Origin of the sequence: Micromonospora sp. NBC_01412 (genome assembly GCF_045040215.1) — a bacterium.
In the GTDB taxonomy this organism is placed as follows: Bacteria; Actinomycetota; Actinomycetes; order Mycobacteriales; family Micromonosporaceae; genus Micromonospora; species Micromonospora rubida.
Genome location: NZ_CP109528.1, coordinates 4,114,630 through 4,140,991, shown reverse-complemented (window position 1 = coordinate 4,140,991; position 26,362 = coordinate 4,114,630). Strand labels below are relative to the sequence as shown.

Annotated in this window: 20 protein-coding genes; 11 read left to right on the top strand and 9 right to left on the bottom strand. The window is 74.2% G+C overall.

Translation table 11 applies throughout. The features are described 5' to 3' along the window. Positions 1–16 precede the first annotated feature (16 nt). Positions 17–1,180 (bottom strand): acyl-CoA dehydrogenase family protein, encoded by a 1,164-nt coding sequence (locus tag OG617_RS19100; RefSeq protein ID WP_405094435.1) that lies wholly within the window; start codon positions 1,178–1,180, stop codon positions 17–19. Between the two features lie 245 nt (positions 1,181–1,425). On the opposite strand from OG617_RS19100, the gene OG617_RS19095 reads away from it, so the two are divergent. From OG617_RS19095 to OG617_RS19085, 3 genes are all read left to right on the top strand, one after another. After that, positions 1,426–2,850: a UDP-glucose/GDP-mannose dehydrogenase family protein gene (locus tag OG617_RS19095; protein ID WP_161687196.1), complete on the top strand. Its 1,425-nt coding sequence runs from the start codon at positions 1,426–1,428 to the stop codon at positions 2,848–2,850. A 162-nt stretch (positions 2,851–3,012) separates the two neighbouring features. Further along, positions 3,013–7,923 carry an SCO7613 C-terminal domain-containing membrane protein gene (locus OG617_RS19090; protein ID WP_405094434.1) on the top strand — a complete coding sequence of 1,637 codons (4,911 nt, stop codon included), beginning with the start codon at positions 3,013–3,015 and terminating at the stop codon, positions 7,921–7,923. A gap of 127 nt (positions 7,924–8,050) precedes the next feature. Next, complete coding sequence (locus tag OG617_RS19085; protein WP_405094433.1) at positions 8,051–8,218, top strand: hypothetical protein; 168 nt, start codon at positions 8,051–8,053, stop codon at positions 8,216–8,218. A gap of 64 nt (positions 8,219–8,282) precedes the next feature. Here OG617_RS19085 and purE read toward each other — a convergent pair whose 3' ends face one another. The 3 genes from purE to OG617_RS19070 form a co-directional block, all read right to left on the bottom strand. After that, on the bottom strand, positions 8,283–8,774 hold the full coding sequence (gene purE / locus OG617_RS19080; protein ID WP_405094432.1) for a 5-(carboxyamino)imidazole ribonucleotide mutase: 492 nt from the start codon (positions 8,772–8,774) through the stop codon (positions 8,283–8,285). 41 nt (positions 8,775–8,815) lie between these two features. After that, positions 8,816–9,976: a 5-(carboxyamino)imidazole ribonucleotide synthase gene (locus tag OG617_RS19075; RefSeq protein ID WP_405094431.1), complete on the bottom strand. Its 1,161-nt coding sequence runs from the start codon at positions 9,974–9,976 to the stop codon at positions 8,816–8,818. Between the two features lie 68 nt (positions 9,977–10,044). After that, positions 10,045–12,084 (bottom strand): thioredoxin domain-containing protein, encoded by a 2,040-nt coding sequence (locus OG617_RS19070; RefSeq protein WP_405094430.1) that lies wholly within the window; start codon positions 12,082–12,084, stop codon positions 10,045–10,047. Between the two features lie 282 nt (positions 12,085–12,366). On the opposite strand from OG617_RS19070, the gene OG617_RS19065 reads away from it, so the two are divergent. The 6 genes from OG617_RS19065 (at position 12,367) to OG617_RS19040 (ending at position 18,431) form a co-directional block, all read left to right on the top strand. Then, entirely contained in the window at positions 12,367–14,046 is a 1,680-nt protein-coding gene (locus tag OG617_RS19065) for a hypothetical protein (protein WP_405094429.1), read from the top strand. Then, on the top strand, positions 14,043–14,960 hold the full coding sequence (locus OG617_RS19060) for a hypothetical protein (protein ID WP_405094428.1): 918 nt from the start codon (positions 14,043–14,045) through the stop codon (positions 14,958–14,960). The genes OG617_RS19065 and OG617_RS19060 overlap by 4 nt, the downstream gene beginning before the upstream one ends. Next, positions 14,957–15,781: a hypothetical protein gene (locus tag OG617_RS19055; protein WP_405094427.1), complete on the top strand. Its 825-nt coding sequence runs from the start codon at positions 14,957–14,959 to the stop codon at positions 15,779–15,781. Before OG617_RS19060 ends, OG617_RS19055 begins: the two co-directional genes overlap by 4 nt. Positions 15,782–15,843: 62 nt before the next feature. Continuing rightward, positions 15,844–16,548, top strand: coding sequence for an NUDIX hydrolase (locus tag OG617_RS19050; protein WP_405094426.1), 705 nt, complete (start codon positions 15,844–15,846; stop codon positions 16,546–16,548). Between the two features lie 94 nt (positions 16,549–16,642). After that, positions 16,643–17,674 carry a phosphatidylinositol-specific phospholipase C domain-containing protein gene (locus OG617_RS19045; RefSeq protein WP_405094425.1) on the top strand — a complete coding sequence of 344 codons (1,032 nt, stop codon included), beginning with the start codon at positions 16,643–16,645 and terminating at the stop codon, positions 17,672–17,674. Between the two features lie 199 nt (positions 17,675–17,873). Continuing rightward, the gene (locus tag OG617_RS19040) at positions 17,874–18,431 is read left to right on the top strand and encodes a hypothetical protein (protein WP_405094424.1); all 558 of its coding nucleotides are present in this window, start codon (positions 17,874–17,876) and stop codon (positions 18,429–18,431) included. A 361-nt stretch (positions 18,432–18,792) separates the two neighbouring features. On the opposite strand, the gene OG617_RS19035 is transcribed toward OG617_RS19040, so the two are convergent. The 3 genes from OG617_RS19035 to mca form a co-directional block, all read right to left on the bottom strand. Next, entirely contained in the window at positions 18,793–21,282 is a 2,490-nt protein-coding gene (locus tag OG617_RS19035) for a putative bifunctional diguanylate cyclase/phosphodiesterase (RefSeq protein ID WP_405103811.1), read from the bottom strand. 228 nt (positions 21,283–21,510) lie between these two features. After that, positions 21,511–21,792, bottom strand: a complete 282-nt coding sequence (locus OG617_RS19030; protein ID WP_396677969.1) for a hypothetical protein — start codon at positions 21,790–21,792, stop codon at positions 21,511–21,513. A gap of 48 nt (positions 21,793–21,840) precedes the next feature. Then, complete coding sequence (gene mca / locus OG617_RS19025; protein ID WP_405094423.1) at positions 21,841–22,722, bottom strand: mycothiol conjugate amidase Mca; 882 nt, start codon at positions 22,720–22,722, stop codon at positions 21,841–21,843. Between the two features lie 195 nt (positions 22,723–22,917). Here mca and OG617_RS19020 point away from each other — a divergent pair, with 195 nt between their 5' ends. Both OG617_RS19020 and greA read left to right on the top strand, forming a co-directional pair. Then, positions 22,918–23,352: a DUF4307 domain-containing protein gene (locus OG617_RS19020; RefSeq protein WP_405094422.1), complete on the top strand. Its 435-nt coding sequence runs from the start codon at positions 22,918–22,920 to the stop codon at positions 23,350–23,352. Positions 23,353–23,492: 140 nt separating this feature from the next. After that, positions 23,493–23,993, top strand: coding sequence for a transcription elongation factor GreA (greA, locus tag OG617_RS19015; protein ID WP_396677963.1), 501 nt, complete (start codon positions 23,493–23,495; stop codon positions 23,991–23,993). Positions 23,994–24,046: 53 nt separating this feature from the next. Here the strand turns inward: greA and ilvA are convergent, their stop codons facing one another. Further along, positions 24,047–25,267: a threonine ammonia-lyase gene (gene ilvA, locus OG617_RS19010; RefSeq protein WP_405094421.1), complete on the bottom strand. Its 1,221-nt coding sequence runs from the start codon at positions 25,265–25,267 to the stop codon at positions 24,047–24,049. Then, complete coding sequence (locus OG617_RS19005; protein WP_405094420.1) at positions 25,264–26,259, bottom strand: DUF4328 domain-containing protein; 996 nt, start codon at positions 26,257–26,259, stop codon at positions 25,264–25,266. Before OG617_RS19005 ends, ilvA begins: the two co-directional genes overlap by 4 nt. Positions 26,260–26,362: the final 103 nt, after the last annotated feature.

The following is a 26,362-nucleotide window of genomic DNA, read 5'->3' as shown; positions in this document are numbered from 1 at the left end:
CACCACGTCGACGCGGTCAGTCGCGGAGGAGCTGGCGGGCCATCACGACGCGCTGGACCTGGTTGGTGCCCTCGTAGATCTGGGTGATCTTGGCGTCCCGCATCATCCGCTCCACCGGGTAGTCGCGGGTGTAGCCGTAGCCGCCGAGGAGCTGCACCGCGTCGGTGGTGATCTCCATGGCGGCGTCCGAGGCGAAGCACTTGGCCGCCGCGCCGAAGTAGGTCAGGTCGGCGTCGCCCCGTTCGGACTTGCCGGCGGCCGTGTACGTGAGCTGCCGGGCCGCCTCCAGCTTCATACCCATGTCGGCGAGCATGAACTGGATGCCCTGGAACTCGGCGACCGGCTTGCCGAACTGCTTGCGCTCGCGCACGTACCCCTTGGCGTAGTCGAGCGCGCCCTGCGCGATGCCGACGGCCTGCGCGGCGATGGTGACCCGGGTGTGATCCAGGGTCCGCATCGCGGTGCCGAAGCCGGTGCCCTCGGCACCGATCATCCGGTCGGCCGGGATGCGGACGTTGTCGAGGTAGACCTCGCGGGTCGGCGAGCCCTTGATGCCGAGCTTCTTCTCCGGGGCGCTGAAGCTGACCCCCGGGTCGGACTTCTCGACGACGAACGCCGAGATGCCCCTCGACCGGGCTGTGGGATCCGTCACGGCGAAAACCGTGTAGTACTCCGAGACGCCCGCGTTGGTGATCCACCGCTTCACCCCGTTGAGCACCCAGTGGTCGCCGTCGCGAACCGCCCTGGTGGTCATCGAGGCCGCGTCGCTGCCGGCGTCCGGCTCGGAGAGGCAGTACGAGAACAAGGCGTCCCCGGCGGCGACCGGGGTGAGGTACCTGCGCTTGAGCTCCTCGGAGCCGGCCAGGATCAGCGGCAGGGTGCCCAGCTTGTTCACCGCCGGGATCAGCGAGGACGAGGCGCAGGCCCGGGCCACCTCCTCGATCACGATGGCCGTGGCCAGGGCGTCCGCGCCGGCGCCGCCGTACTCGACGGGGATGTGCGGGGCGTGGAAGTCCGCCGAGCGGAGGGCGTCGTAGGACGCCTTCGGGAACTCGCCCGTCTCGTCCGCCTCGGCGGCGTGCGGCGCCACCTTCGCGGCACAGACCTCACGCACCGCCTCGCGGATCGCCCCGTGTTCCTCCGGCAACCGGTAGACGTCGAACGACTGCTCTGCGGCCATGTCAGCCCCTCCCCTTCACCGCTATCATGCGCAGTCTGTAGCGTCTCGGAACCGCCGACCGCGCAGACTGAAGGATAGCCACCAGAGCTCGGGTGATCCTTACCGCCGCGTAGGCTCGGGCCTGACGGAGACGTCGATGCGGCACGGCGCGCACAAAACGACACAATTCCCTTCGGTGCCCGGCCCGGCGCCGCAGCCGAATGCGACGCGAGGAAGCGCCGCCAGCGCGAGCGGAGAAGACAGGCGTGACGATCCCGTACCCGAACCAACCGATGCCGGCAATCGCCGCGGTGACGCCGCCGTCGGGCGCGGCACGCCCCCGGGTCACCTTCCTCGGCACCGGGTACCTCGGTGCGACGTACGCCATCTGCTACGCCGAGCTCGGCTACGAGGTGCTCGGCTTCGACGTCGACGCGGAAAAGATCGCCAAGCTGAACGCCGGCGAGGTGCCGATCCACGAGCCCGGCCTCGACGAGCTGCTGCGGCGCAACCTGGCCGCCGGCCGGCTGCGGTTCAGCACCGACATCGCCGAGACCGCCGAGTTCGGCGACGTGCACTTCATCTGCGTCGGGACCCCGCAGCGGGCCGACGGGATGGGCGCGGACCTGTCGTACGTCGAGGCGTCGGTGACCAGCCTGGCCCAGCACCTCACCCGCAAGGCGCTGATCGTCGGCAAGTCCACCGTCCCGGTGGGCACCGCCGAGTGGGTGGAGCAGCTCGTCGGCAAGCACACCCCGGCCAACCTCGGGGTCGAGGTGGCGTGGAGCCCGGAGTTCCTCCAGGAGGGCTTCGCCGTCGACGACGTGCTGCGTCCCAACCGGATCGTGGTGGGCGTCAAGAGCGAGTGGGCCAACGGCATGCTCTACGCCGCCCACAAGGGCGTCTTCGACCTGGCCGCCACGGAGGACCGGGAGGTCCCGCTGGTGGCCACCGACTTCGCCACCGCCGAGCTGGTCAAGGTCGCCGCGAACGCCTTCCTGGCCACCAAGATCTCGTTCATCAACGCGATGGCCGAGGTCTGCGAGGCCTCCGGCGGCGACGTCACCCAGCTCGCCCGCGCCATCGGGTACGACCCCCGGATCGGCAACCGGTTCCTCCAGGCCGGCCTCGGCTTCGGCGGGGCCTGTCTGCCCAAGGACATCCGGGCCTTCCAGGCCCGCGCCCAGGAGCTGGGCGCCGGCGAGGCGCTGCGTTTCCTGCACGAGGTCGACCTGATCAACCTGCGTCGTCGTACCCGGGTCGTCGGGCTCGCCGCCGAGCTGCTCGGCCGCCGCTCCGGGCCGGCCGGCCCGGACCTGTCCGGCACCCGGGTCGCCGTGCTCGGCGCGACCTTCAAGCCCAACACCGACGACGTACGCGACGCCCCGGCGCTCGCCGTCGCCGGGTTGCTCGGCAAGGCCGGGGCGGACGTGCACGTGTACGACCCGCAGGGCACCGAGAACGCCCGCCGGGTGGCCCCCGAGCTGACGTACGAGTCCAGCATGGCCGACGCGGTGACCGGGGCGGACCTGGTCTGCGTGCTCACCGAGTGGGCCGACTTCCGCAACGCCGACCCGGTGGCCCTCGGCGAGCTGGTCGCCGGCCGTCGGGTGGTCGACGGCCGGAACTGCCTCGACTCGACACTGTGGACGCAGGCCGGCTGGGAGTACCGGGGCATGGGCCGCCCCTGATCCACCTCGACACCGGCGACGGCCGGCCGCGGCGACCCGCTGCGGCCGGCCGTCCGCTGTTCGTCACCGTCAACCCGCCGACAGGTGTCGAAATCCGCGCCGGCTCAGGGCATGCTGCGACAGTGGGAGTCCACAGTGCGGGCCAGCGGGTGGAGGGGTGTCGTGCAGACCTTTCAGTGCTCCTCGTGCGGCCGGGAGATCAAGCCGGCCGCCCAGTGTCCGCACTGCGGCGCGCACCAGGCCCAGTGGGCCGGGCACTTGGCGGACGTCGAGCGCTCGATCGCGGAGATGAAGGCCCGCGAGGCCGCCATCGCCGCCGAGCAGCGGCAGATCGCCGCGAAGATGCAGGCCGCGCTCTTCCAGCGGGACATCCTCACACACGCCGGTGAGGAGCGGACCAAGCAGGCCGCCCGCCCCCGGCGGGTGCTGCGCCGCCGGCCCGGTCGCCGCCCACCCACCGCCGCCGCCGGGGCGCCACCCCGAGTGCCACGGCAGGGCGCCGCGCCGCCCGGGTCGGAGAACCCGCCACCGCCGTCGGCGGCCCGCTGGCTGGACGCCGACAACCCCGAGCACCCGCCGGAGGCGTCCTCGCGGGAGGTGCAGAACATCCCCCTCGGGCTGGGCGCGCTGCTGCTCGCCGTGGCCGCGGTGGTCTTCGCCGCGGTGGCCACCAGCTCGATGGGCGCCCTGTCCCGGCTGGGCATCCTGCTCGTCGCGACGGTGCTGCTGCTGCTCGCCCCGCCGGTGCTGGCCCGACGCGGGCTCACCTCGACCGCCGAGACGATCGCCGCCGTCGGCCTGCTGCTGGTGCCGCTGGCCGGGTACGCGCTGTGGGCGGTGGACCGGATCGGCGGCGGGGGCGTGTCCGGGGCGGTCTTCGCCGGGGTGATCTTCGCGGCCACCGCCGCCGTCGGGTTCGGCTACGCGCTCTGGACGGGGCTGCGCGCCCCCCGCTTCGCCGCCGTGCTGGCCGCGCAGCCGGTGCTGCCACTACTGGCCTACGGGTGGGTCACCGGGCCGGCCGGCTGGGCGCTGGTGCTGACCGTGGTCGCCGTCGTGGACCTGGTGCTGGCCCGTTCCCCGGTCACCGTCGAGCGGCCGGTGCGCGAGGACCTGCCGACGCCCCCAGCCGCCTCCGCCGCCCCACCGCCCCGCCGCCCCACCGAGGACAGCCGGCCGGAGGGCGCCCCGGAGGAGTCCGGCGAGGTGCTCGGCGGCACCGGTGGCGCGTCCGTCGCCGCCGCGCCGGCCCGCCCGGTCCCGGCGCTGGGCACGCTGACCTGGCTGTTGCACGCCGCGGCGGTGGCGCTGGCCCTCGCGTACGCGGTGACCGCGCTGCTGCGCGCCGGCACGGTGCCGGCGGCGTCCGGGGCGGGTGCGGTGCTGCTGCTGGCCGCGCTGGTGGGGCTGGGCGGGGCGCTGGTGCTGCGCCGCCCGCCGCTGCCCGACGTGGCCGCCGGCATCCTCACCCTCGCGGTGATCGGCGCGCTGGGCAGGATCGCGTCGGTGGCCTTCCCCGGCCGGGCCCTGCTGCTGATCGCCGCCGTCATCACCCTCACCGGGCTGGCCGTGCGGGCCGTACCCGAAGCCGCCCGGCGTGGGCCGCAGCTCGCCTCGGCCGCGGCGCTCACGGTCAGCGGCCTGGTGGTGGCCGGCGGTGCGCTGCGCGCCGGGCTGGCCCCGGCGCGGGCCGCCATCCCGGCCTGGGCGGCGGACCTCGCCCGCTACCCGGCCGAGCTGGCCGCCTCGGTCGGGCCGGCGGCCTGGCAGCTCGCCGCCAGCGCCTTCCTGCTCACCGTCGCCGCGATGCTGGCCCTGCCGCCGGAGATCCGCCGCGAGTTCGCGGTGGTCGGGGCGGCGCTGACCGCACTCGCCGTGCCGGCGTCGTTCGGCCTGGGCTGGGTGGCGGCACCGTGGCCGATGGTGCTGGTCGCGATCGGCATCGGCGCGGCCGGGCTCACCGCCAGCACGACGCGGGCCGCCACGGTGCACGCGGTCGCCGCGGCCGTGGTGGGCCTGCTCGGCGCGGGCGCCGGGCTGGCCAGGCCGGCGCTGACCGCCGCTGTGCTGCTCGCCCTCTTCCTGGCCGGCGCGCTGGTCGCGGTGGCACCCCGGATCCGGATCACCCCCGCCACGGCAGGCGTCGTCTCCGCCTGGGCCGCCGGTGGCGCGGCGTTCGCCCTGCCCGGGGCGGTCGCCGCGTTCGTCGCCGCGTCCGTGCCGACCGACCCGACGCCGACCCCGGCGAGTCTGCGCGAGGCCACCGTGCCGGTGCTGGCGGCGAGCTTCCTGGCGGTCTGCGTCACCCTCGGGTACGCCGCCATGGTGCAGGTGTCCGAGCGGCACATCCCGGCGCCGCTGGCCATGGGCACCGGCCTCGGGGCGCTGGCGGTGACCGCCGCCGCGTTCGGCGCTCCCGGGGCCACCGTCGCGGACGCCTGGGTGGGCGGGCTGCTGTTCGTGGCCGGGGTGCTGGTCTTCCTGGCCCCGTCGATCGACGCTGGCCGCCGCTCCGACCTGGCCATGGACGGCTCCGACCTGGCCGCCGCCGCGGTCACCGCGGCGCTGATCGCCACCCTGGTACGGATCGGGGCGGTGCTCACCCCCGGCGGGCAGCTCGTGGTGGCCGCCGCGCTCGTGGCGGTGGTCGCCGTCGCGGCCCGGGCGATGCCCGAACAGTGGCGGCGCGGGCCGATCCTCGGGCTCGCCGTCGGTGGCACCCTGATCGGGCTGCTCGCCGGCTGGAGCGCGCTGCGCGGCGGGTGGGGCGTGCTGGCCACCCCGGGCCCGATCTGGGCCGGCGACCTGTCCGGGTGGCCGGCCGCGCCGGTCGGCGGGTCCACCTGGCAGGCGCCCATCGCGCTGGCGCTGCTCGGCGTCGCGGCCGGGGTGCTGCTGCCGGCCCCCTGGAAGTACGACGTGTCGGGCGTCGCCGCCGTCCTGGCCACCGTCGGGGCGCCGGCCGCCTTCGACCTGCCCTGGTGGTCGCCGGTGCTGGTCGGCCTGGCCGTCGCCACGGCCTTCGGCACGGCCGCGGCGGCCTCGATCGACCCGCGCGCCGGGCTGTCCCGGGCCACCGTGGCCGGGGCCGTCGCCCTGCACGCGGCCGGCGCCGGTCTGGTCCGGCCGTGGACGACCGCGCTGGCGCTGGGCGGTATCGCGCTGATCGGCGTCGTCGTGGCCACCCTGGCCCGGGTGTTCGCCGCCCCGCTGGTCGAGGACGTCGACGCCGAGGGGATGCCGCCGCACCTGGTGCAGATCGGTGGGGCCGCCGCCGGGGCCGCGCTGCTCGCGTTGCCCGGCGCGGTGGCCGCCCTGGCCGCCGAGTTCGGCCGGTCGCCCGAGGTGGTGCTGACCGCCGCGCTGGCCGCGTCCAGCCTGGGCCTGGCCGCGATCGCCGCGGTCCGCCGGCAGGTGCCGCAGTACCTTCCGTACGCCAGCGCGGCCGTGGTGGGCGGCGCGACGGTCACTGCGGTCGCCGCGATCGTGACCGGCCTGCCCGCCGGCGTGTACGCGGCGGCGGGCGCGCTGCTCGGGGTGCTCGCCGAGCTGGTACGCGCCGCCACCGTCCCGCCGGCCGGCTCGGCCCAGCCGATCCGGCGCTGGTCGGTGCTGCTCGACGGCGCCCTGCGTCGGGCGCCCGACGACGATCCGGCGGCGGCGCGCTGGCGGGTCAGCCCGGCTGCCGGGGCGCTGGCCGCCGCCGCGTTGCCGACCGCGCTGGCCGTGGCCTCGCTCGCCCCCACGCTGATGGCGGCGCTGGTCGAGCCCTACCGGTCGCTGGGCCGGGTGTGGCAGGGGCCGCCGCCGGAGCTGATCACCCCGCCCGCCGGTGCGGTCGACCCGGCGCACGTGCTGACCGCGCTGCTGCTCACCGTGACCGCGGCGCTGGCCGCCGTCGGGTTCAGCGGCGGGCGGCGGTCCCGGGCGGTGCCCGTGGTGCTGCCCGGCGCGGCGATGACCCTGCTGATCACCCCGATCGCCACGGGTCACGGCTGGCCGGTGAGCACACTCGCGGCGCTGTCGGTGTTCACCATCTCGATGCTGGGGCTGGCGCTCACCCCGCCCCCACCGCTGGCGGAACGGGCCCGGTCGCTGCGCACCGCCCGGGTGCTGGTCTTCGTCATCGGTTTGGCCGGCGGCGGGGCGGGGCTGCTCGGCAGCCTGGCCACCCGGGAGTTGACCCTGTTCACCCTGGGTGGAGCGGTGGGCGTCGGCACCGTCGCCGCCCTGTACGGCACCACCCAGCGGGCCCGCATCCTGGGCTGGCTGTTCGCCTCGCTGACGGCGCAGTTGTTCGTCCTCGTCGCCGGCCTGGTGGCCGGGCTGGCCGCGGTCTGGTCCGCGTTCGGGGTGCTGGCGGTCGGGGCGGCCCTACAGGTGTTCGCCGCGACCCTGCCCCGGCTGCGCCGCCCCGAGGCGCAGCGCGAGGCGGCCACGGTGGAGTGGAGTGGGTACGCCGCCGCGCTGATCGCCCTGGCGCTGGCCTTCGACTCGCCCCAGCACATCGCCGCGCTGCTCGCCGCCTGGGGCGCCGTGCTCGGGGTGGCCGCCGCCCGGCCGAACCGCCGGCCGGTGGAGCGGCAGATCCTGTTCTGGGCGGTGGTGTTCTGCGAGATCGTCGCCTGGTGGATCCTGATGCGGGTCGCCGACGTGGCGCTGCCGGAGGCGTACACGCTGCCGTTCGCGGCGCTGGCCCTGCTGGTCGGGGTGCTGGAGCTGCGGCACCGGCCGGACCTGTCGAGCTGGGTGGCGTACGGGCCGGCGCTGGTCGCCGCGTTCGTGCCGACCCTGGCGATCGTGCTGGCCACCGACTCCAGCATGCTGCGCCAGGTGCTGCTGCTGCTCGGCGCGGCGGCGGTGCTGATCTTCGGCACCACCAGCCAGCAGCAGGCCCCGGTGATCGTCGGGGCGGCCGTCACCGCGATCACGGCGGTGCACGCGCTGTTCAGCCTCGGCCCGTGGCTGGTGCTGATCCCGGTCGGGCTGGTCCTGCTGGTCCTCGGTGCGAGCAACGAGCGCCGACGCCGCGCCCAGGAACGCCTCCAGACGGCGCTGCGCGGCATGCGCTGAGGCTCGGGGGAGGCCCCCGATCCGCGCGGCTCTCGACGCCCGCCGCTGTCGGCCCTGTCGACCGGCGCTGGAACAACTGGCCCGAAACGGCCACAGAGCACCGCCCTCCATCAGGAAAGCTGCGGACGTGCCGAACCAGCAGTGGTCGTACTCGTCGGGCACCGGATACCTGATGGCCCTGCACAGCGGGATGTGCGCCGGCGTGTACAGCCTGGTGTACAAGGAAAAGGTCTACCAGGCGGTCTGCGGTGGCGGCAGCCAACTGGTCTTCACCACCTGGAACGCCAGCATCTAGCGAAACGCGCACCCAGCCCGGCCGCGACCACGCGCCGGGCTGAGTGTCGCGAGCCGGGTGGCGGTCAGCCCAGCGAGGCGTGCAGGGCGGCCTCCTTCTCGGCGACCAACTCCTCCAGGCCCTCCTGGTAGGCGACCATGCGGGCCCGGAGCGCCTCGTCGGCGGCGGCCAGGATGCGGACGGCGAGCAGCCCCGCGTTGCGGGCGTTGCCGATCGACACGGCGGCCACCGGCACGCCGGCCGGCATCTGGACGATGGACAGCAGCGAGTCCATCCCGTCGAGGTACTTCAGCGGCACCGGCACGCCGATCACCGGCAGCGGGGTGACCGAGGCGACCATGCCGGGCAGGTGGGCGGCCCCACCGGCCCCCGCGATGATCACCTTGAGCCCCCGGTCGGCGGCGGTGCGGCCGTACTCGATCATCTTGTCGGGGGTGCGGTGGGCGGAGACCACGCCGACCTCGTAGCCGACCCCGAACTCGGCCAGCGTCTCGGCGGCGGCCTTCATGGTCGGCCAGTCCGAGTCGCTGCCCATGATCAACCCGACGGTGCTCATGCTGGTCTGCCTCTCGTTGACGACTGCGGGGGGTCGCAGGCTCACTGGTGGCCCTCGCGGAGCCAGCGGGCGGCCCGGGCGGCCCGCGCCCGTACGTCGTCCAGGTCGGCGCCGAGCACCGTGACATGGCCGATCTTGCGGCCGGGACGCACCTGCTTGCCGTACAGGTGGACCTTCGCGCCCGGCTCGGCGGCGAAGAGGTGGTGCAGCCGCTCGTCGATCGACATCCCGCCCGGCTCGCCGCCGAGCACGTTCGCCATCGCCACCGCCGGGGCGGTCAGCGCCGTGTCCCCCATCGGGTAGTCCAGCACGGCCCGCAGGTGCTGCTCGAACTGCGAGGTCCGGGCCCCCTCGATCGTCCAGTGGCCCGAGTTGTGCGGGCGCATGGCCAGCTCGTTGACCACCAGCCCGGCCGACGTCTCGAACAGCTCCACGGCGAGCAGGCCGACCACGCCGAGCGCGGTGGCCAGGTCGATGGCGAGCTGCTGGGCGGCGACGGCCTGCTCCTCGTCCAGGCCCGGCGCGGGGGCCAGCACCTCGACGCAGATCCCGTCGACCTGCACCGTCTCCACCACCGGATACGCGGCGACCTGCCCGAACGGCGAGCGGGCCACCTGCACGGCCAGCTCCCGGCGCAGCGCCACCCGCTCCTCGACGATCAGGCTGGTCCCCCCGGCGAGCAGGGTGGTGGCCAGCTCGGCGGCCTGCGCGGCGTCGTCGACCAGCCAGACGCCCCGGCCGTCGTACCCGCCCCGGGCCGCCTTCAGCACCACCGGCCAGCCCTGGGCCTCGCCGAAGGCGACCAGGTCGGCGGGCTCGGCGACCGGTCGCCACACCGGGTTCGGTGCGCCCAGCGCGGCGAGCCGCTCCCGCATGATCCGCTTGTCCTGCGCGTGCAGCAGCGCGTCGGCCGGTGGGAAGAGCTTCACCCCCTCGGCCGCGAGGGCGCGGATGTGCTCCGTCGGCACGTGCTCGTGGTCGAAGGTGACCACGTCGCAGCCCTTGGCGAAGGCACGCAGGGCGGCGAGGTCGGTGTGGTCGCCGTACCGGACGTCGGCGGCGACGAGGGCCGCCCCGTCGTCCGGTGCCTGCGCGAGCACGCGCAGCGACTGACCGAGGGCGATCGAGGCCTGGTGGGTCATCCGGGCCAGCTGGCCGCCCCCCACCATGCCGACAACAGGCAGACCGGTTCGGGTATCCATCTCGCCCGCCAGCCTAGCGGCGTGCCCCGACCGCCCCGGGCCGAGGTCCGGGGCGGTCTCGGCGGCCCTCACAACTGGGCGCGCAGGTCCTCGACGGTGGTGACCGGGCGCTGGCAGACGAAACCCCGACAGACGTACGCGGTGGGTCGGCCGTCGACCAGCGGCCGGTCGGCCAGCAGCGGCACCCCGGGCTGGTCCGGACGGCCCGCGACGACCACCGCGCCGGGCGGGGCGTGCTGGTACGCGGCGGCGGCGAGGGGATCGCCGGCCGGGTCGTCGGTCACCACGGCGATCTCGTACGGGCCGGAGAGCAGCGCCTCGCCGACGGTGGCCGCGTACCCGGTGAACCGGGCGTGCCGGGCGACGATCGGGGCGACCGTGGCGAGGGCCGCCTCGGCGGCCTCCCGGTACCGGGTCTCCCCGGTCAGCGCCGCGTAGGCCACCAGGGCGGCGACGATCGCCGACCGGCCGGACGGGGTGGCGTTGTCGGTCGGGTCCGCCGGCCGGGTGACGAGCTGCTCGGCGTCGTCGGCGGTGTCGTAGAACCCGCCGCCCGGGGCGGCGAACCGGGCCAGCGCGGTGTCCAGGAGCCCGCCGGCCAGCTCCAGCCAGCGCCCCTCGCCGGTGACCTGGTGCATCGCGCAGAACGCCTCGGCCACGCAGCCGTAGTCCTCCAGCACCCCGGCCGGCTCGCCGACCACCCCGTCCCGGGAGACCCGGCGCAGCCGGCCGTCGACAAGGTGCACGGTGGCCAGGTGATCGGCGGCGTCCCGCATCGCGCCGTCGGCGACGATGGTGACGCCCTCCAGCAGGTTGGCGGCGGCCTCGTCCCCGCCGGCCGCCCTCTGCGCCTCGACGAGGCGGACGAACTCGGCGATCGCGGTGATCGCCAGGCCGTTCCAGGCGGCCACCACCTTGTCGTCGCGGGCGGGCTGGGGGCGGTTGTCCCGGGCGGCCAGCAGCCGCCGGACGACGTCCTGCCACCGGCCGCGCACCGCCGGGTCGGCGTCGTCGACGTCCCGGGCCAGCCTCAGCACGCTCATCCCGCCTTCAAAGGTGCCGGACTCGGTGACCGCGAAGAGGTCGGCGGCCCAACGGCCGTCCTCGGGGCCGAGCACCTCGACGAGCTGGGCCGGGGTCCACGCGTAGGTGAGCCCCTCGACGCCCTCGGTGTCGGCGTCGAGCGCGGAGGCGAAGCCCTCGCCCGGGCGGTGCAGCTCGTCGGCGAGGAACCGGGCGACGTCCCGGGCCACCCGGGCGGCCAGCGGGTCGCCGGTGAGCCGCCAGAGCTGGGTGTAGACCCGCAGCAGCAGGGCGTTGTCGTAGAGCATCTTCTCGAAGTGCGGCACGGTCCAGTGCCCGTCGACCGAGTACCGGGCGAAGCCGCCGGCGAGCTGGTCGTTGATGCCGCCCCGGGCCATCGCCTCGGCGGTGTGCCGGGCGATCTCCAGGCTCTCGGCGGAGCCGGTGCGCTGGTGGTGGCGCAGCAGGAAGAGCAGGTTCATGTGCGGCGGGAACTTCGGGGCCCCGCCGAAGCCGCCGTTGCTCCGGTCGTACTCCCTCGCGAGCTGGGCGGCGGCGTCGTCGAGCAGCTCGGCGGTGAGCGGGGCGGTGGGCCCGCCGACGGCCTGCGCCCCGCCGATCGCCTCGACCACGGCGGAGCCCTGCCGGAGCACGGCCTCGCGCTGCTCCCGCCAGGCGGTGCCGACCGACTCCAGCAGCCGGACGAAGTTCGGCTTCGGGAAGTACGTGCCGCAGAAGAACGGGGTGCCGTCCGGGGTGGCGAAGACCGTCATCGGCCAGCCGCCCTGCCCGGTCATCGCCTGGGTCGCGGTCATGTAGACGGCGTCGACGTCGGGCCGCTCCTCGCGGTCCACCTTGATCGCCACGAAGCCGTCGTTGAGCAGCTTCCCGACGGCGGCGTCCTCGAACGACTCGTGGGCCATCACGTGGCACCAGTGGCAGGCCGCGTAGCCGACCGAGATCAGCACCGGCACGTCGCGCCGTTTGGCCTCGGCGAACGCCTCGTCGCACCACGGCCACCAGTCCACCGGGTTGTCGGCGTGCTGGAGGAGGTACGGGCTGGTGGCGCTGGCGAGTCGGTTCACCGGACGACCATATCCAGCGCGCGGTGCGGCGGCACCCCGGTCCTCCGAGGACGGCCGACGCGACTAATCGTCTTGTTGACACGAACCGGCTCCCCGCCTACCGTCGAGTTATCGTCAAAGTAACGTAAACAGGTTCGGCCGCGCGGGCGTCGGGTCCGCGGGAGCCGAAGGCCGTACGCGGGAGCCCAGGCAGTGGGCGCAGAAGTCCGCGCACGGCCGCCCTTTCCCGGATCACCACCCCGGCCCACCCCGGGCCACGGCTGTCCACGGACGGGATCCCCCATGACCACTCACGCACCCACCGGTCCGGCTGCGGGCCCGCCGGCCCCGCCCCGAATCCCACCGCCGCCGGCCGCGTCCAACACCACCCGACACCTCTGTGCCGGGGCGTACCTCGACGAGGAATTCCAGCGCGCCTGCCTCGCCGAGGTCTACGGCCGGCGCGCGCACCTGATCGCCCCGTCGTACGGCTTCGACCTGGTCACCGTGCTCGGGCAGTGCCTACAGGCCCGCCAGATCACCATCCTCCGGGACGCGATGACCCTCGTCCTGCTGGTGCCGCTGGCCTGCGTGGCCCCGCTGGGGACGGGCTTCGCCATCATCGGGTTGCTCCTGATCTACCTGGTCACCTCCATCCAGCAGATCATCGAAAACACCGCGCGGGAGCTGCGCCAGGGCCAGTCGGCGAGCTCCGGGATCATCTTCAGCCGGGCGATGGCCGTCCTGTTCCGCCTCCTCGGGGCGGTGATCGTGCTCAACCTGCTCGGCAGGTTCATGGACGAACTCGACGACTCAAGCCGCACCGGCAGCTATTCCGGGGGCTATCCCGAGAGCCCCCTCGTCGGGATCTTCCCGGGGTTCGTCATGGCGCTGCTCGTCATGTTCGGGCCACCGGTCGTGGCGAGCCTCGCGCGGCAGAGCCAGCTCAACCAGTTCGCCCCCGGCCGGACGCCGGCCCCACCGGCCCGTTCCAAACGGTTCGACGAGATCCGGCGGCAGGAGAGCGGCAACACCATCGCCTTCTCCGGCCCCTGGCCGTTCATCGGCTCCGGCAGCGTGCTGACGAACTGGGGCTTCGCCCAACGGCTGGTCCGGGCCGGCAACCCACTGACCGGCCTGGCCCCCGAGACGGAACGGGAGTTCCCCACCGCGCCCTTCAGCGCCGCCGAACTGGTCGCCCACCTGCGGGGCGAACTCAGCACCCTGGCGAGGGCGCAGGAGGCCGAGCAGCAGCTCGCCGGGCTGACCGTCGTCGACCGGGTCGTCCTCGCCGGGACCGAGGTCGGGCACCTCGCTCCGTACACCGACCCCGCCCACCTGCTGGCGATCATCCGCCAACCCACCGCGTCGGCCCGGCACTACCTCGTCTGCCAGGTGGTCTCCTGGCACGGCGAGCTGGTCACCACGGTCTACGTGCACGTGGCGGTCCAGGGCAGGTCGCTCTACATGGGGTTCACCTCGACCGCGTTGCCGCCCTGCGACGAGCGGTTCCGAGTGATCGACCAGGTCGGTGAGACCGGCGCGGCGGCGTACCTGCGGGCCGGCGTCCGGGGGCTGCTCGACGCACCGACAACCATCGTCCGCGCCCCCCTCAACCTCGCCCGGAACTGGGGTGGCTCCCTGAAGGACTCCTCCTGGTTCAAGTTCAACGAGTCGTTCCGGCGGGGGTACGACCACGGGGCGCGGGTCAGCGTCCGGGAACTCGCGATGGCCGCCGACACCCGCCACCACCTCCAGACCCAGGAGATCGACAAGTACCAGCGGATCATCGAGCGCCGGCTGCTCGCCGCCGCACTCGACTTCCTGGAGAGCCGTGGAGTGGACACCAGCGAGTACCGCCAGCGGGCCACGGTCCTGCTCAACGCGGCGGCGATCGTCTCCGGCGGGCACCTCGTCGTGCACGGCGACGTGAACAGCACCCAGACGAACACCGCCGACCCGTGGAGGGGAACGGGACGATGAACGCATACCAGGCCCACAACACCGGTCTACAGGTCAGCGGCGGCACCGTCTCGGTCGGTGGTGACGTCCACGCCGTACAGCACAACCACCCGGCCGCCGCACGGACGCCCCTCGGGGCGGGCGGGGGCCGGGAAGGGCGGTCGGCCGACGTCGGGATCCTCACCGTCCTCCGGGAGGAGATGGCGGCGGTCGTCGACGTGCTGAGCCGGGCGCACGACCACCGGGTCGAGCAGGTGCACGGGGGCGCCACGGTGCACCGGGCCACCTTCCCCGCCGAGGGCGGCCCGGTCCGGGTGGTCGCCACCCAGGCCCTTGAGCCCGGCACGCACTCCGCCGCGCTCGCCCACCAGCAGCTCCGCCGACGCTTCGCGCCGCCGCTCGTCCTGCTGGTCGGCATCGCCGGTGGGGTCCGCGCGGACGTGGCGGTCGGCGACGTGGTCCTCGCCGACGAGGTGATCTGGTACGACAGCCGTCGGGAGACCGGGGACGGCCCCCGCCGCCGGGGGCGGCTCCAGGCGACCGCGCCGGTGCTGCGGCACCGGGTGAGCGACTTCCTGGTCCGGCACGGCACGGTCGTCCGGCCGGAGTCGGGCGGGGAGTTCCGCGTCCACCGGGGACCGATCGGCTCGGGCAACGCGGTGGTGACCGACGCCGGCTCGGGCGTCCGGGCCTGGCTGGCCGAGGTGCACGAGAAGACCCTGGCCGTGGAGACCGAGGCGGGCGGGGTGGCCCAGGCGTACTACGAGGAGATCGCCAACGACCGGGCGCTGCGCGGCTGGATGACCGTCCGGGGCATCTCGGACCACGCCGACCGGCACAAGGGGCACGCCGACCACGAGCTGGCGGCCCGGCACGCCGCACTGGTCATGGCACGGCTCCTGCCGTACCTGCGCCTGGTCGAGGACGAGCGGTGACCCGCACCGACGCCCCGCGCCGGGCCGGAACGGCTCCGGACGCCCGCAGGAGGGCGACCCTGCGTGGCAGGCTGACCGGCCGGGAACTGGAGACGTACCTCGTCTCCGGGGCGGCGCTGGTCGTCGGCGCGCTCGGCCTGCTCAACGTGACCAGCCCGGAGGTGGTCGCCGCCGCCACCCTGGCCGTTCTCGGCGTGATCACCTTCGACCTGCTGACCGGGAGCCGGCGACTAAGGAGCGTCGAGTCCACCCTGCGCACGCTGGCCGGAAACCTGCGCGCGGACGGCGTCGACTCGGTGGACCGGCTGATCACCACCGCCGTGCCGGGCGCGGCGGCGGGGCTGGCCGGCGCGCGGGACATCCGGCTGGTCGGGGTGACCCTGAACAGGACGGTCCGCAGCCACCTGGACGAGCTCCGACAACAGTTGGCCGCGGGCGCGACGGTGCGGATCGCGCTCATCGATCCGGCCGGCCCGGCGCCCGAGGAGGCGGCCCGCCGCAACGGGCTGGACGCCGAGGGCGGTCGCGAGGTCTTCGAGCACCGCATCCAGCCCACCATCGACCTGTTGGACTACCTGGCGGCGCAGACGGCCGGCGCCGGGCGACTGGAGGTCCGGCTGCTCCGCTTCGTCCCCGCCTTCGGCATGATGCTGGTCGACCCCGAGCAGCCGAGCGGGCGGATCTCGGTCGACATCTACTCGCACCGACCGGACGGGCGCGAGGCGACGGTCACGCTCCGCCCCGACCGCGACCCGGTGTGGTATCGGCACTTCGCCCGGGAGTTCGACCGGATCTGGGCCGGCGGCCACGCCCGGAAATGACCCGCTCCTCACCTGGTCGACACCTATCCGTCGCCCGCCGGCGCGGCCGATACCCTTCCGGTGTGTCCGACCGGCCGACCGACTTCCGCATCGCCATCGACCTGGCGATCCTCACGATCCGTGACGGTCGGCTGGCGGTCCTGCTCATCGAGCGCGGCAAGCCGCCGTTCGAGGGCCGGGCCGCGCTGCCCGGCGGCTTCGTCCGGGCCGGCGAGGACCTGGACGGCACGGCGGTGCGGGAACTGTCCGAGGAGACCGGGCTAGACGGCCGGGCGCTGCACCTGGAACAGGTCCGCACGTACGCCACGCCGGGGCGGGATCCGCGCGGCGCGGTCGCCTCGGTCGCGTACCTGGCCATCGCCCCGGACCTGCCGGTGCCGGTGGCCGGCACCGACGCGGCCCGGGCCCGGTGGGAGCCGATCGACCACGCGCGGCTGGGCCACGGCTGGCTCGCCTTCGACCACGACACCATCCTGCGGGACGCGCTCGAACGGGCCCGGGCCAAGCTGGAGTACGCGCCCCTGGCCACGGCGTTCTGCGGCGAGACGTTCACCATCGGCGAGTTGCGCGCGGTCTACGAGGCCGTCTGGCAGGTACGCCTCGACCCGCGCAACTTCCACCGCAAGGTCACCGGGGTGAGCGGGTTCGTGGTGCCCACCGGGGAGCGGCGCAACCCGCCCACCGGCCGCCCGGCGGCGCTGTACCGGCGCGGCGACGCGACCATGCTCCACCCGGCGATGCTGCGCCCCGGCACCGGTCGCCAGTAGACCCTGCCCCCAGGGACCCTTCCGTCATTGACGTTCATGTATTTATATCAGTGCATGCCCGGCGACCGTCGCCGGCCCCTCCGAGGAGGCACGCATGCGCGGATCCCGTCCCCTGTCAGCGTTCGCGTCGGTCGCGGTGGTCGCGGCCGTGCTCGCCGCCGGCCCGGCGGAGGCGGCCGTCGACCCGGCCGCCCGGGTCTCGGCGACCACCACCGTGGGCACCCACAACGCGTACGAGCAGGGCACGTACGCCTACCTGGCCCAGGCGCTCGACGCCCGGCCGGGGATGATCGAGCTGGACGTGTGGCCCGACATCATCACCAGGCAGTGGCGGGTCAGCCACTCCAACCCGCTCGGCAGTGCCAACAACTGCGTCGCCGCGACCAGCGCCGCCCAGCTCTACACCGGCACCCGCAACAGGAACCTCGAACACTGCCTCGACGACATCCGGATCTGGCTCGCCGCCCACCCCGACGCCGGCCCGCTGCACCTCAAGCTGGAGCTGAAGACCGGCTTCAGCGGCCGCACCGGGCAGGGGCCGGCGCAGCTGGACGCGCTGCTGGCCGCCCGGCTCGGGTCGGCGGCGTTCCGCCCCGCCGAGCTGAAGGGCGGGCACGCCACCTTGGACGCCGCCGCCCGCGCCGACAACTGGCCGACCCGGCAGCAACTCGCCGGCCGGGTGATCGTGCACCTGATCCCCGGCACCGTCGAGGAGGGCAACCCCACCGACACCCTGTGGACCGACGTCGAGTACGCCCGCCACCTCGCCGGACTCGCCGCCGCCGGGACGCTCGCCTCGGCGCAGGCATTCCCGGCCGTGCACCGGGCCTCAGCCGGCGACCCCCGAACCCGGTACGCCGACACCACTCTGCGGCCCTGGTTCGTGGTCTTCGACGGCGACGCGTCGGCGTACGTCACCGGCGGCATCGACACCGCCTGGTACGACTCCAACCACTACCTGCTGGTGATGACCGACGCGCAGAACGTGCCCCCGGCGACGGGGAACACCGACCCCGACGCGGCGGCGGCCCGAGTGGCCCAGTTGGCGCGGGCGCACGCCAGCGTCGCCTCGGCCGACTGGGCAACCCTGCCGAGCGTGGTGGACGACGTGCTCCCGCGCGGCTGAGGCGGGGGCCTCCGATCATCCGTCGTAGTACCTTCAGCGTAGTGACGTAGTCGACGTCATCGATGCTCGATGGATGCGCGCCCGGATGGCCGGGGCGTGGGTCTTCATCGACGCGGCCCGAAGACCATCTCCGCATCTCCGCAGGTTCTCCTGAGCGTTTCCCCACACCAACCGTCACCGCAGCGACTTGAATAGCGGTGTGCAGGCCAGCAGGGACGGGCGGAGTTGGCGAATCGGCGCCGCCACCGACGTGGAGTGGATCGCCGGTCACACCGCTTCCGCGATCTCGATCACCACCGCCATCCCGCCAATTTTCGACGCCTATGCCACCACGTACCAGGCCGACGACGTCACCGCCGCCGCCTACGAGTACGCCCTGGTTGAGGACCTCATTACGCATACCCCCGACCAGCCCTGGTGGCTGGCCTACCTCGACACCGGCGCCCACGACATCGTCTTCCCCCACGTCCCCAAGGTGTCGCTCTACTGGAACTGGTCGTACGTGTTGGTCGAGGCCGGACCCGACCAGGCCCTCACCTGGCGGACCGGTCATATGCGCCACGGCCGCGGATCGCTACCTGACCTGTTCTTCCCCGCCGATCGATCATGGCTGGTCTCCGCACTCTGGGACGACACCTGGACCTGCATCGGCGGCCCGGAACCGCTGATCAACACCCTCCAACGCGACCCCCTGGCCAACGCCCACCGGGTTCGACCCGACGAAGACGCGCTGCCACCGGAACTGACCCGCGAGTGACACCTAATGCCTGGCCCGGTCGCGCTACCTCAGATCGACGCCGCCCGGGCGTACCTCCAGATCGGCGACCTGCCGGGGGCGGGCCGTGTCCTCGCCGCGGCCGACCGCATTGCGCCGGCCGAGGTCCGTTTGCGGCCTGCGGCGCTCACCGCCCGAGCCGTCCTCCGCGACGAGCCCGTCCCCGCCTAACATCGCGTTGATCAAGAGGTTTGCGTCACAGCGGAGATCCTTTCTGACGCAAACCTCTTGATCACGCGGTTCTGGCCGGCCCTGGGTGGGCGGGGGGCCGAAAAGGCGTCTTCGGCTCGCGCCGAAGACGCTGGTCGTGCTGCGGGGCCGCCGTGTCCCGCGCCCGTGCGGGTCAGGAGGCGCCGTCGGCGCGTAGCGGGAAGACGTTGCCCTGGGCGGCGTCGAGCAGTGACCCGAGCACCGCGCCGATCTTGTCGGCCGGCATCGGCTTGAAGAAGTGGTACCCCTGGGCCGCCGTGCAGCCCAGCTCGGCCAGCGCCAGCCGCTGCTCGGCGGTCTCCACGCCCTCGGCGACCACCCGCAGGCCCAGCTCGTGGGCGAGCCCGACGGTCGCCCGGACGATCGCCGCCGCCTCCGGCGAGTCCGCCATCCGGATCACGAACGACCGGTCGACCTTCAGCTCGTCCACGGCGATCCGGGTCACGAACGCCAGCGACGAGAACCCCGTGCCGAAGTCGTCCACCGCGAGCTGCACGCCCATCGACCGGAGCGTGGCGAGCACCTCGTCGATGATCTCCAGCTCGCTCATCACCACGGTCTCGGTGATCTCCAGCACCAGCCGGCGCGGCGGGACCTGGTGCCGGCGCAGCGCCTCGCCGATCTCGGCCGGCAGCCGGGGGTCGAGCAGGCTGCGGGCCGACAGGTTCACCGAGATCGGCACGTCCAGCCCCTGGCGGGCCCAGTCGGCGGCCACCGCGAGCGCCTTGTCCAGCACGTACCGGGTGAAGGTGCCGAGCTGCTCGCTGTTCTCCACCGGGCGGATGAAGTCGGTCGGGCCGAGCCAGCCCCGGCGGGGGTGCCGCCAGCGGATCAGCGCCTCCACCCCGGTCGGCGCGCCGGTGGCCAGGTCCACCGCCGGCTGGAGGGCCAGCACGAGCTGGTCGTCGGTGGCCAGCGCCTCCCGCAGCTCCGCGAGCAGCGCGAGCTGGTCGGTGCTCGCGGCGTCCCGGGAGCTGTCGTACGCGGCGACGCTGCCGCCGCCCTCCTTGGCCTGGTACATCGCGATGTCGGCCCGGCGCAGCAGCTCGGTCAGGTCGGCGGTGCCGGCGTCGGCGACCACCACTCCGACGGAGACCTCGACGGACATCCGCACCCCGGCCACCTCGGTGGGGGCGGCCAGCCGCTCGGCGATCTCCCGGGCCTGGCGCAGCGCGTACGCCATCGGGGCGGTCCGGCCGCCGAGCACCGGGACGCTGGTGAGCAGCATGGCGAACTCGTCGCCGCCGAGCCGGCCCAGCAGGTCGCCCGAGCGGGTCAGCCCCCCGAGCCGGTTGGCGCTCAGCCGCAGCAGCTGGTCTCCGGCGGCGTGCCCGAGGGTGTCGTTGACCTCTTTGAACTGGTCGATGTCGAGCAGCAGCAACGCCACCGGGTGGTCGTGGGCGCGCTGCCGCAGCGCCTGGTCGCCCTTGCCGAGCATGGCGGCCCGGTTGAGCAGCCCGGTGAGCGGGTCGTGCACCGCCTCGTACGACGACCGGGCGGTGACCAGCCGCAGCTCGCGGTGGGTCGCGGCGTCGTGCAGGGCGGCGGCGAGGGCGTCGGAGAACGCGGCGAGGGCGTCCTGCTCGCGGGCGCTGGGCGGTGCGGTGCGGGGGAAGCGGACCCGCAGTTCGCCAACCCGGGTGGCGCCGACGGTCAGCGGCCGAACCAGCTCGTGCGCGTCGGCGCCGGATCGGGCGGGCGGGCCGACCTCCCGGTCGACCACCTGGCCGCCGGTGTCGCCCCGGTAGCGCCGCCACCGGCCGTCGCCGCGGGCCACGTCCACGTCGACCAGTTCCGCGCCGAAGAGGGTCAGCGCGCCGGCCACCGCGGCGGTGGCGACGCCCCGCTCGTCGAGCTGGTTGAGCGCGGCAGTGGCCTCGGCGAAGGCCCGCCAGCTGCGCCGCTCCTGGTCGGCGCCGAGCCGGTGCCGGTAGGTCTGCTGGAGCAGCCAGAGCACGGGCGGGAGCAGCAGCAGCCAGCGGGCGTCGATCTCCAGCAGCGCCACCACGCCCAGGCCGACGGCCACGTTACCGACGAACATCAGCAGCTTGCCGCGCAGCGCGGCGAGCAGCGGCGGGCCGATCGGCACGCCGTGCCGCAGCGCCACGGTGACCCCGCCCAGCCAGGCACTGACGAGCAGGTACGTCACCGAGCCGGCCACCAGGGCCGGCGCCAGCTCCGGCGTGGGGGCCGCCAGCAGGGGCGTGCCGAGGGCGGTGGCGACGGTGACGGCAAGTGCGGTCGCGGCGGTCAGCGAGGTCGCGATGCGGACGGTCTCCAGCGGTGGCCGGCGGTCGGCGGCCAGGGACAGCACCGTCCAGGCCGCCCCCGCGCCGAGCAGCGTGGCGGCCGGGAGCCAGCCGGCGGGCACCAGGTAGAGGCAGATGATGAGCGCGGCCTCGCCCCAGGTGATGCTGACCATTCCGGAACCGGCGCGGAACCGCAGGCGGGCGAGTTGGGCCACGGCGAACGCCGCGACGCCGATGCCGAACCGGGCGGGCCCCGGGAGCGGGTCGTCGGCGGGCAGGCCCGTCGGAAGGGTGAGGCCGACCGCGGCTGCCGCCAGGGCGGTCAGGGCAACGGCGGCCGTCAGCAGCAGGACCCGGCCCGGGGTGCCGCGCACGCCGAGCCGGTCGAGTTGACCGTCGGACCGGCCGGAGGTCACCGACCTCCCCCGTCCGCAGGTCGTCGCACGGCACGGCGGGCAGCCGTCGCTGACCCGGTCATCGGCGCCCCCTCCCGCGCGCGGCTCGGGGACTTTTGGCCCCCGGCGGAAGGCTAAGCCAAAGCCGGTGGCCGCAACAGGGGGCGACGGCCTGGTTCGGCGTGAATCACGCGCGGATCATCCGTTTCAGCCCTGCTGGGCCCGCTTGGGCGTGTTCGGGCGTGAGTCCTGCATCGCGGTCCCGTCTGTCGGATCGACGACTCCCGCTTCGACCCGGCCCGCGTCGGCGCCGTCCGGCGCCGGGAACCGGTCGGGCAGCCGGCGCAGCCGGGCGTTCATGTTCCGGATCAGCAGCACGGTGGCGGCGGCCAGCACCAGGATGAGGAAGAGGCCCATCGGACCGGCTAGGCCACCCGTGCGGGTGTCACCGAAGTTGTTCTCCGCGAGGACCTGGGCAGCGGTCAGCATGGCGTTCCTCCGTTGTGCGGCTGGTGACCAGGGTATCCCGCCGCCGGATCAGCGGGCATGGGCCGTCTCGCGCACCCCGGCGAAGAGGTCGGACTCGGGCAGCGGGCTGTCGACCACCGAGCGGGCAAGCTCGAAGTCCTCCGTCGGCCAGGCGCGCTGCTGGAGATCCATCGGCATTTGGAACCAGAAGCCGTCCGGGTCGATCTGGGTGGCGTGGGCGCGCAGCGCGTCGTCGCGGACCGGGAAGTACTCCGCGCACTCGACGCGGGTGGTGATCCGGGGGCCCTTGTCGGGGCGGTCATCCCACCGCTTGATCCACTCCCCGTACGGCGACTCCAGGCCGGCGGCGAGCGCCCCCTCGTGCAGCGCCAGGATCTTGCCCTTGGAGAACCCGACGTCGTAGTAGAGCTTGAGCGGCTGCCAGGGCTCGCCGAGCTCCGAGTGGCGCGTTGGGTCGCCGGCGGCCTCGAAGGCGGCGATGGTCACCTTGTGGGTCATGATGTGGTCGGGGTGCGGGTAGCCGCCCTCCTCGTCGTACGTGGTGATCACGTGCGGGCGGAACTGGCGGATCAGGCGCACCAGCGGGCCGGCGGCGACCTCGACGTCCTGGAGGGCGAAGCAGTCCTCGGGCAGCGGCGGCAGCGGGTCGCCCTCGGGCAGCCCCGAGTCGACGAAGCCGAGCCACGCCTGCTCGACGCCGAGGATCGCGCGGGCCGCGTCCATCTCGGCGCGGCGGATGTCACCGATATCGGCCCAGACGTCCGGTCTGTCCATCTTCGGGTTGAGCACGCTGCCGCGCTCGCCGCCGGTGCACGTCACGACCAGGACGTCCACCCCCTCGGCCACGTACTTCGCCATGGTCGCGGCACCCTTGCTCGACTCGTCGTCGGGGTGCGCATGGACGGCCATGAGACGCAGCTGCTCTGCCACTTGCGGCGCTCCTCGTTCGTGCCCACCGGCGCTGACCTGTCGACGACGCGAGCCGACCTGTCATCCTTGACTCATCATCGCTTGACTCATCATCGGTGACTCAGCGCTCGTCCGTTGAGTCAGCGCCGGGCTGGGAAGATGGACTCTGCCATTCTTGCCGATGCCCCCGACAACAACGCCAGGAGATACCCGCCGGTGACCGAGACGCACGCCACAATCACCTCCGGCGCGCCGGTGTTCCCACCGGGCCGCTACGGCCGCCGCCGCGAGCCCACCCGCCGCCGCCCGGCGCTGGTCGCCCTGCTCGCCGTCGCCCTGGTGGCGGCGCTCGGCGTGGCCGCGTTCAGCGAGTACAACAAGTACGGCGACCCCGACTACGACGCCCAGGTGATCACCTACACCGACATCACCGACTCTCAGGTGGTGGTCGACTTCCGGGTGACCGTCCCGGCGGGCGGCTCGGCGATCTGCGCGCTGCGGGCCCGCTCGCACGACGGCGCCGAGCTGGCCCGCGAGGAGGTGACGGTGACCGCCCCCGCAGGCGAGTCGCAGGTGACCGCCCGGCACCGGCTGACCACCAGCGCCCGGCCCTTCATCGGCGAGGTGGTGCGCTGCCGACCAGCCGGCTGAACTGCCGGAACACCTCGCGCCACGCGTACTGCGGGTCCCGTCGTCGGCACCCGCGGTAATCGTCGGCACCTCAACGAGCGGCGCACTGGTAACTTGGTAGCTCACCTGTCAGCCAGTCCGCACAACCGAGGAGACCGCCTGTGTCCAACACTGACAACGAGGCGCCCGCCACCTGGCTGTCCCGGGACGCGCACGACCGCCTCCAGGGCGAGCTCGACGAGCTGATCGCCGGCCGGACGGCCATCGCCGCCGAGATCAACGCCCGGCGCGAGGAGGGCGACCTGCGGGAGAACGGCGGCTACCATGCCGCCCGCGAGGAGCAGGGCAAGGCGGAAGGGCGGATCCTCTACCTGAAGGAGCTGCTGCGCACCGCCAAGGTGGGCGAGGCACCGACCGCCGACTCGGTGTCCCCCGGCATGGTCGTCACGATCTACTTCGACGACGACACCGACGACACCGAGACGTTCCTGCTCGGGTCGCGGGAGATCTCGGCGACGACCGAGCTGACCGTCTACAGCCCGGAGTCGGCGCTGGGCAAGTCGATCCTCGGCACGCGGCCCGGGCAGACCGTCACCTACACCGCCCCCAGCGGCGCGGACATCAAGGTGACCGTCGTCAGTTTCGAGCCGTTCGCGGGCTGAGTCACCCCCGACGATGACCCCCGGGGCCGACGGCCCGGCCCCGGGGCCACGGGTCAGGACTCGGCGGCGAAGACCACCTGGTAGCCGCTGGCCCGCAGGGCACTGATCAGCGTGTCGGAGTGTTCGACGCCCCGGGTCTCCACCGACAGCGCCACCTCCACCTCGCCGAGCCCCAGGTGCGGGTTGGCCCGCTGGTGCTCCACGTCGACGACGTTCGCCCGGTGCTCGGCGATCTCGCTGAGCAGCGAGGCTAGCTGTCCCGGCCGGTCCGAGCAGCGCACGGTAACGCGCAGGTACCGGCCGGCCGCCGCCAGTCCGTGCTCGATCACCCGCAGCAGCAGCAGCGGGTCGATGTTGCCGCCGGAGAGCACCGCCACCACCGGCGTCTCGACCTGCACCACGCCGGCCAGCAGGGCGGCCACGCCCACCGCGCCGGCCGGCTCCACCACCTGCTTGCCCCGCTCCAGCAGCATCAGCAGCGCCCGGGAGATGTCCTCCTCGGAGACGGTCACCACCTCGTCGACGAGCTCGCGGACGTGGCTGAAGGTGATCTCCCCCGGGCGGCCCACCGCGATGCCGTCGGCGATCGTGCTGAACACGGGCAGCCGGACCGGCTCGCCGGCGACCAGCGAGGGCGGGTACGCCGCCGCCCCGGCCGCCTGCACGCCGATCAGCCGCACGTCCGGCCGCAGCGCCTTGGCCGCGACCGCCATCCCGGAGATCAGGCCGCCCCCGCCGACCCCGGTGATGATCGTCTTCACGTCCGGGCACTGTTCGAGGATCTCCAGCGCCACGGTGCCCTGCCCGGCGATCACGTCCCGGTGGTCGAACGGGTGGATGAGGACCGCCCCGGTCCGCTCGGCGAAGGTCTGCGCCGCGACCAGCGACTCGTCGACCGTGTGGCCGGCCAGTTCGACCTGGGCGCCGTACCCCTTGGTGGCGGCGACCTTCGGCAGCGGCGCGTTCACCGGCATGAAGACGGTGGCGCGCGTGCCGACCAGCCCGGCGGCCAGCGCCACCCCCTGCGCGTGGTTGCCGGCGCTGGCGGCCACCACGCCCCGGTCGCGCTCCGCCGCCGACAGCCGGGAGATCCGCACGTACGCCCCGCGCACCTTGTACGACCCGGCGCGCTGCACGTTCTCGCACTTGAGCCAGACCGGCCCGCCGAGCGCGGCGCTCAGCGGGCGGGAGGGCTCCAGTGGGGTGGTGCGGGTGATGCCGGCGAGCAGTTCCCGCGCGGCCCGCACGTCGGCGAGACCGACCAGTTCCGTCATGCCCCGATCGTGCCACCCGCCGCTCCGGCTGCCGGCGGCGACACCGTGCTCAACGCGCCCGCTACCTGCGGCGACGGGTCTGTGACGGGCAGCTCCGGAGACACCGCGACCGGGGAGCCGGCGGGTGCCACAGACGGCAACGCCCCGGCAACCGGCGGACCGGCGGGTACCACCGACGGCAACGCCCCGGCGGGCGGGGCTGCGGCGGCCGGCGGGGTCTCGGCGGCCGGCGAGGCGGCGGGCTGCGGGGCAGGGACTCCCGGCCAGCCGTACGGGACGGGGGCGCCCGGCCAGCCGGGCGGGGCCGGCCAGACGGGGACGGCGAGCGCGATCCGGGCCTGCTGGGCGGCGGTGATCCGGCGGACCAGCACGATCAGCGACGCCGCGGTGGTCAGGCAGGCGGCCAGCGGGACCAGGTTGCGGACCAGCGCGTCCTGGTAGAAGCCGACATACGCCTGGTAGCCGATGTCGTTGAACGGGTGCTCGGGCAGCCGCTCGTACTCCCGGCTGTCGTTCCAGCTGGCAAGCCGCTCGCCGAGGCTGAACACCAGCCAGGCGGCCCACCACACGCCCACCAGGACCGGGGTGCGGGCCCGCCACAGGCTGTCCCGGGCAATGCCCGCCACCACCCGCACCGGCACCACGAAGTTCGCCAGCGGCACCAGCCACCCGGCGATCGCCCAGCCCGGGTCGAGCTGCGGCAGCGCGCCGGGGAACGCGTCCAGGTTCTTCCGGGCCCGCCAGGTCCAGATGATCATCAGCACGGCGGCGGTCAGGTAGGCCGCACCGAACGGCAGGATGAACAGCACCTCGAGGAGCACGGCGCCCAGCAGTACGTCGGTGTCCTGCGCCTCGGCGGCGCGGCGGGCCAGCACCGCGCCGACCGCCGGGTAGAACGCCACCAGGGTGTAGAGAACCGCCGTGGCGGCGACGGCGGCCACCACCGCGCGCCCGAGCCCACCCACCGGGTACGTCGGCACCCCGGGCGCCACGGACGGCTGCCCGAGCGGGGTACGACAGGTGGAGCATTCGTTGAGGGCCGGGGATGTCCCGTCCCCGCAGGTCTGGCACCGCATGTGATCCGTCCGGGTGTGT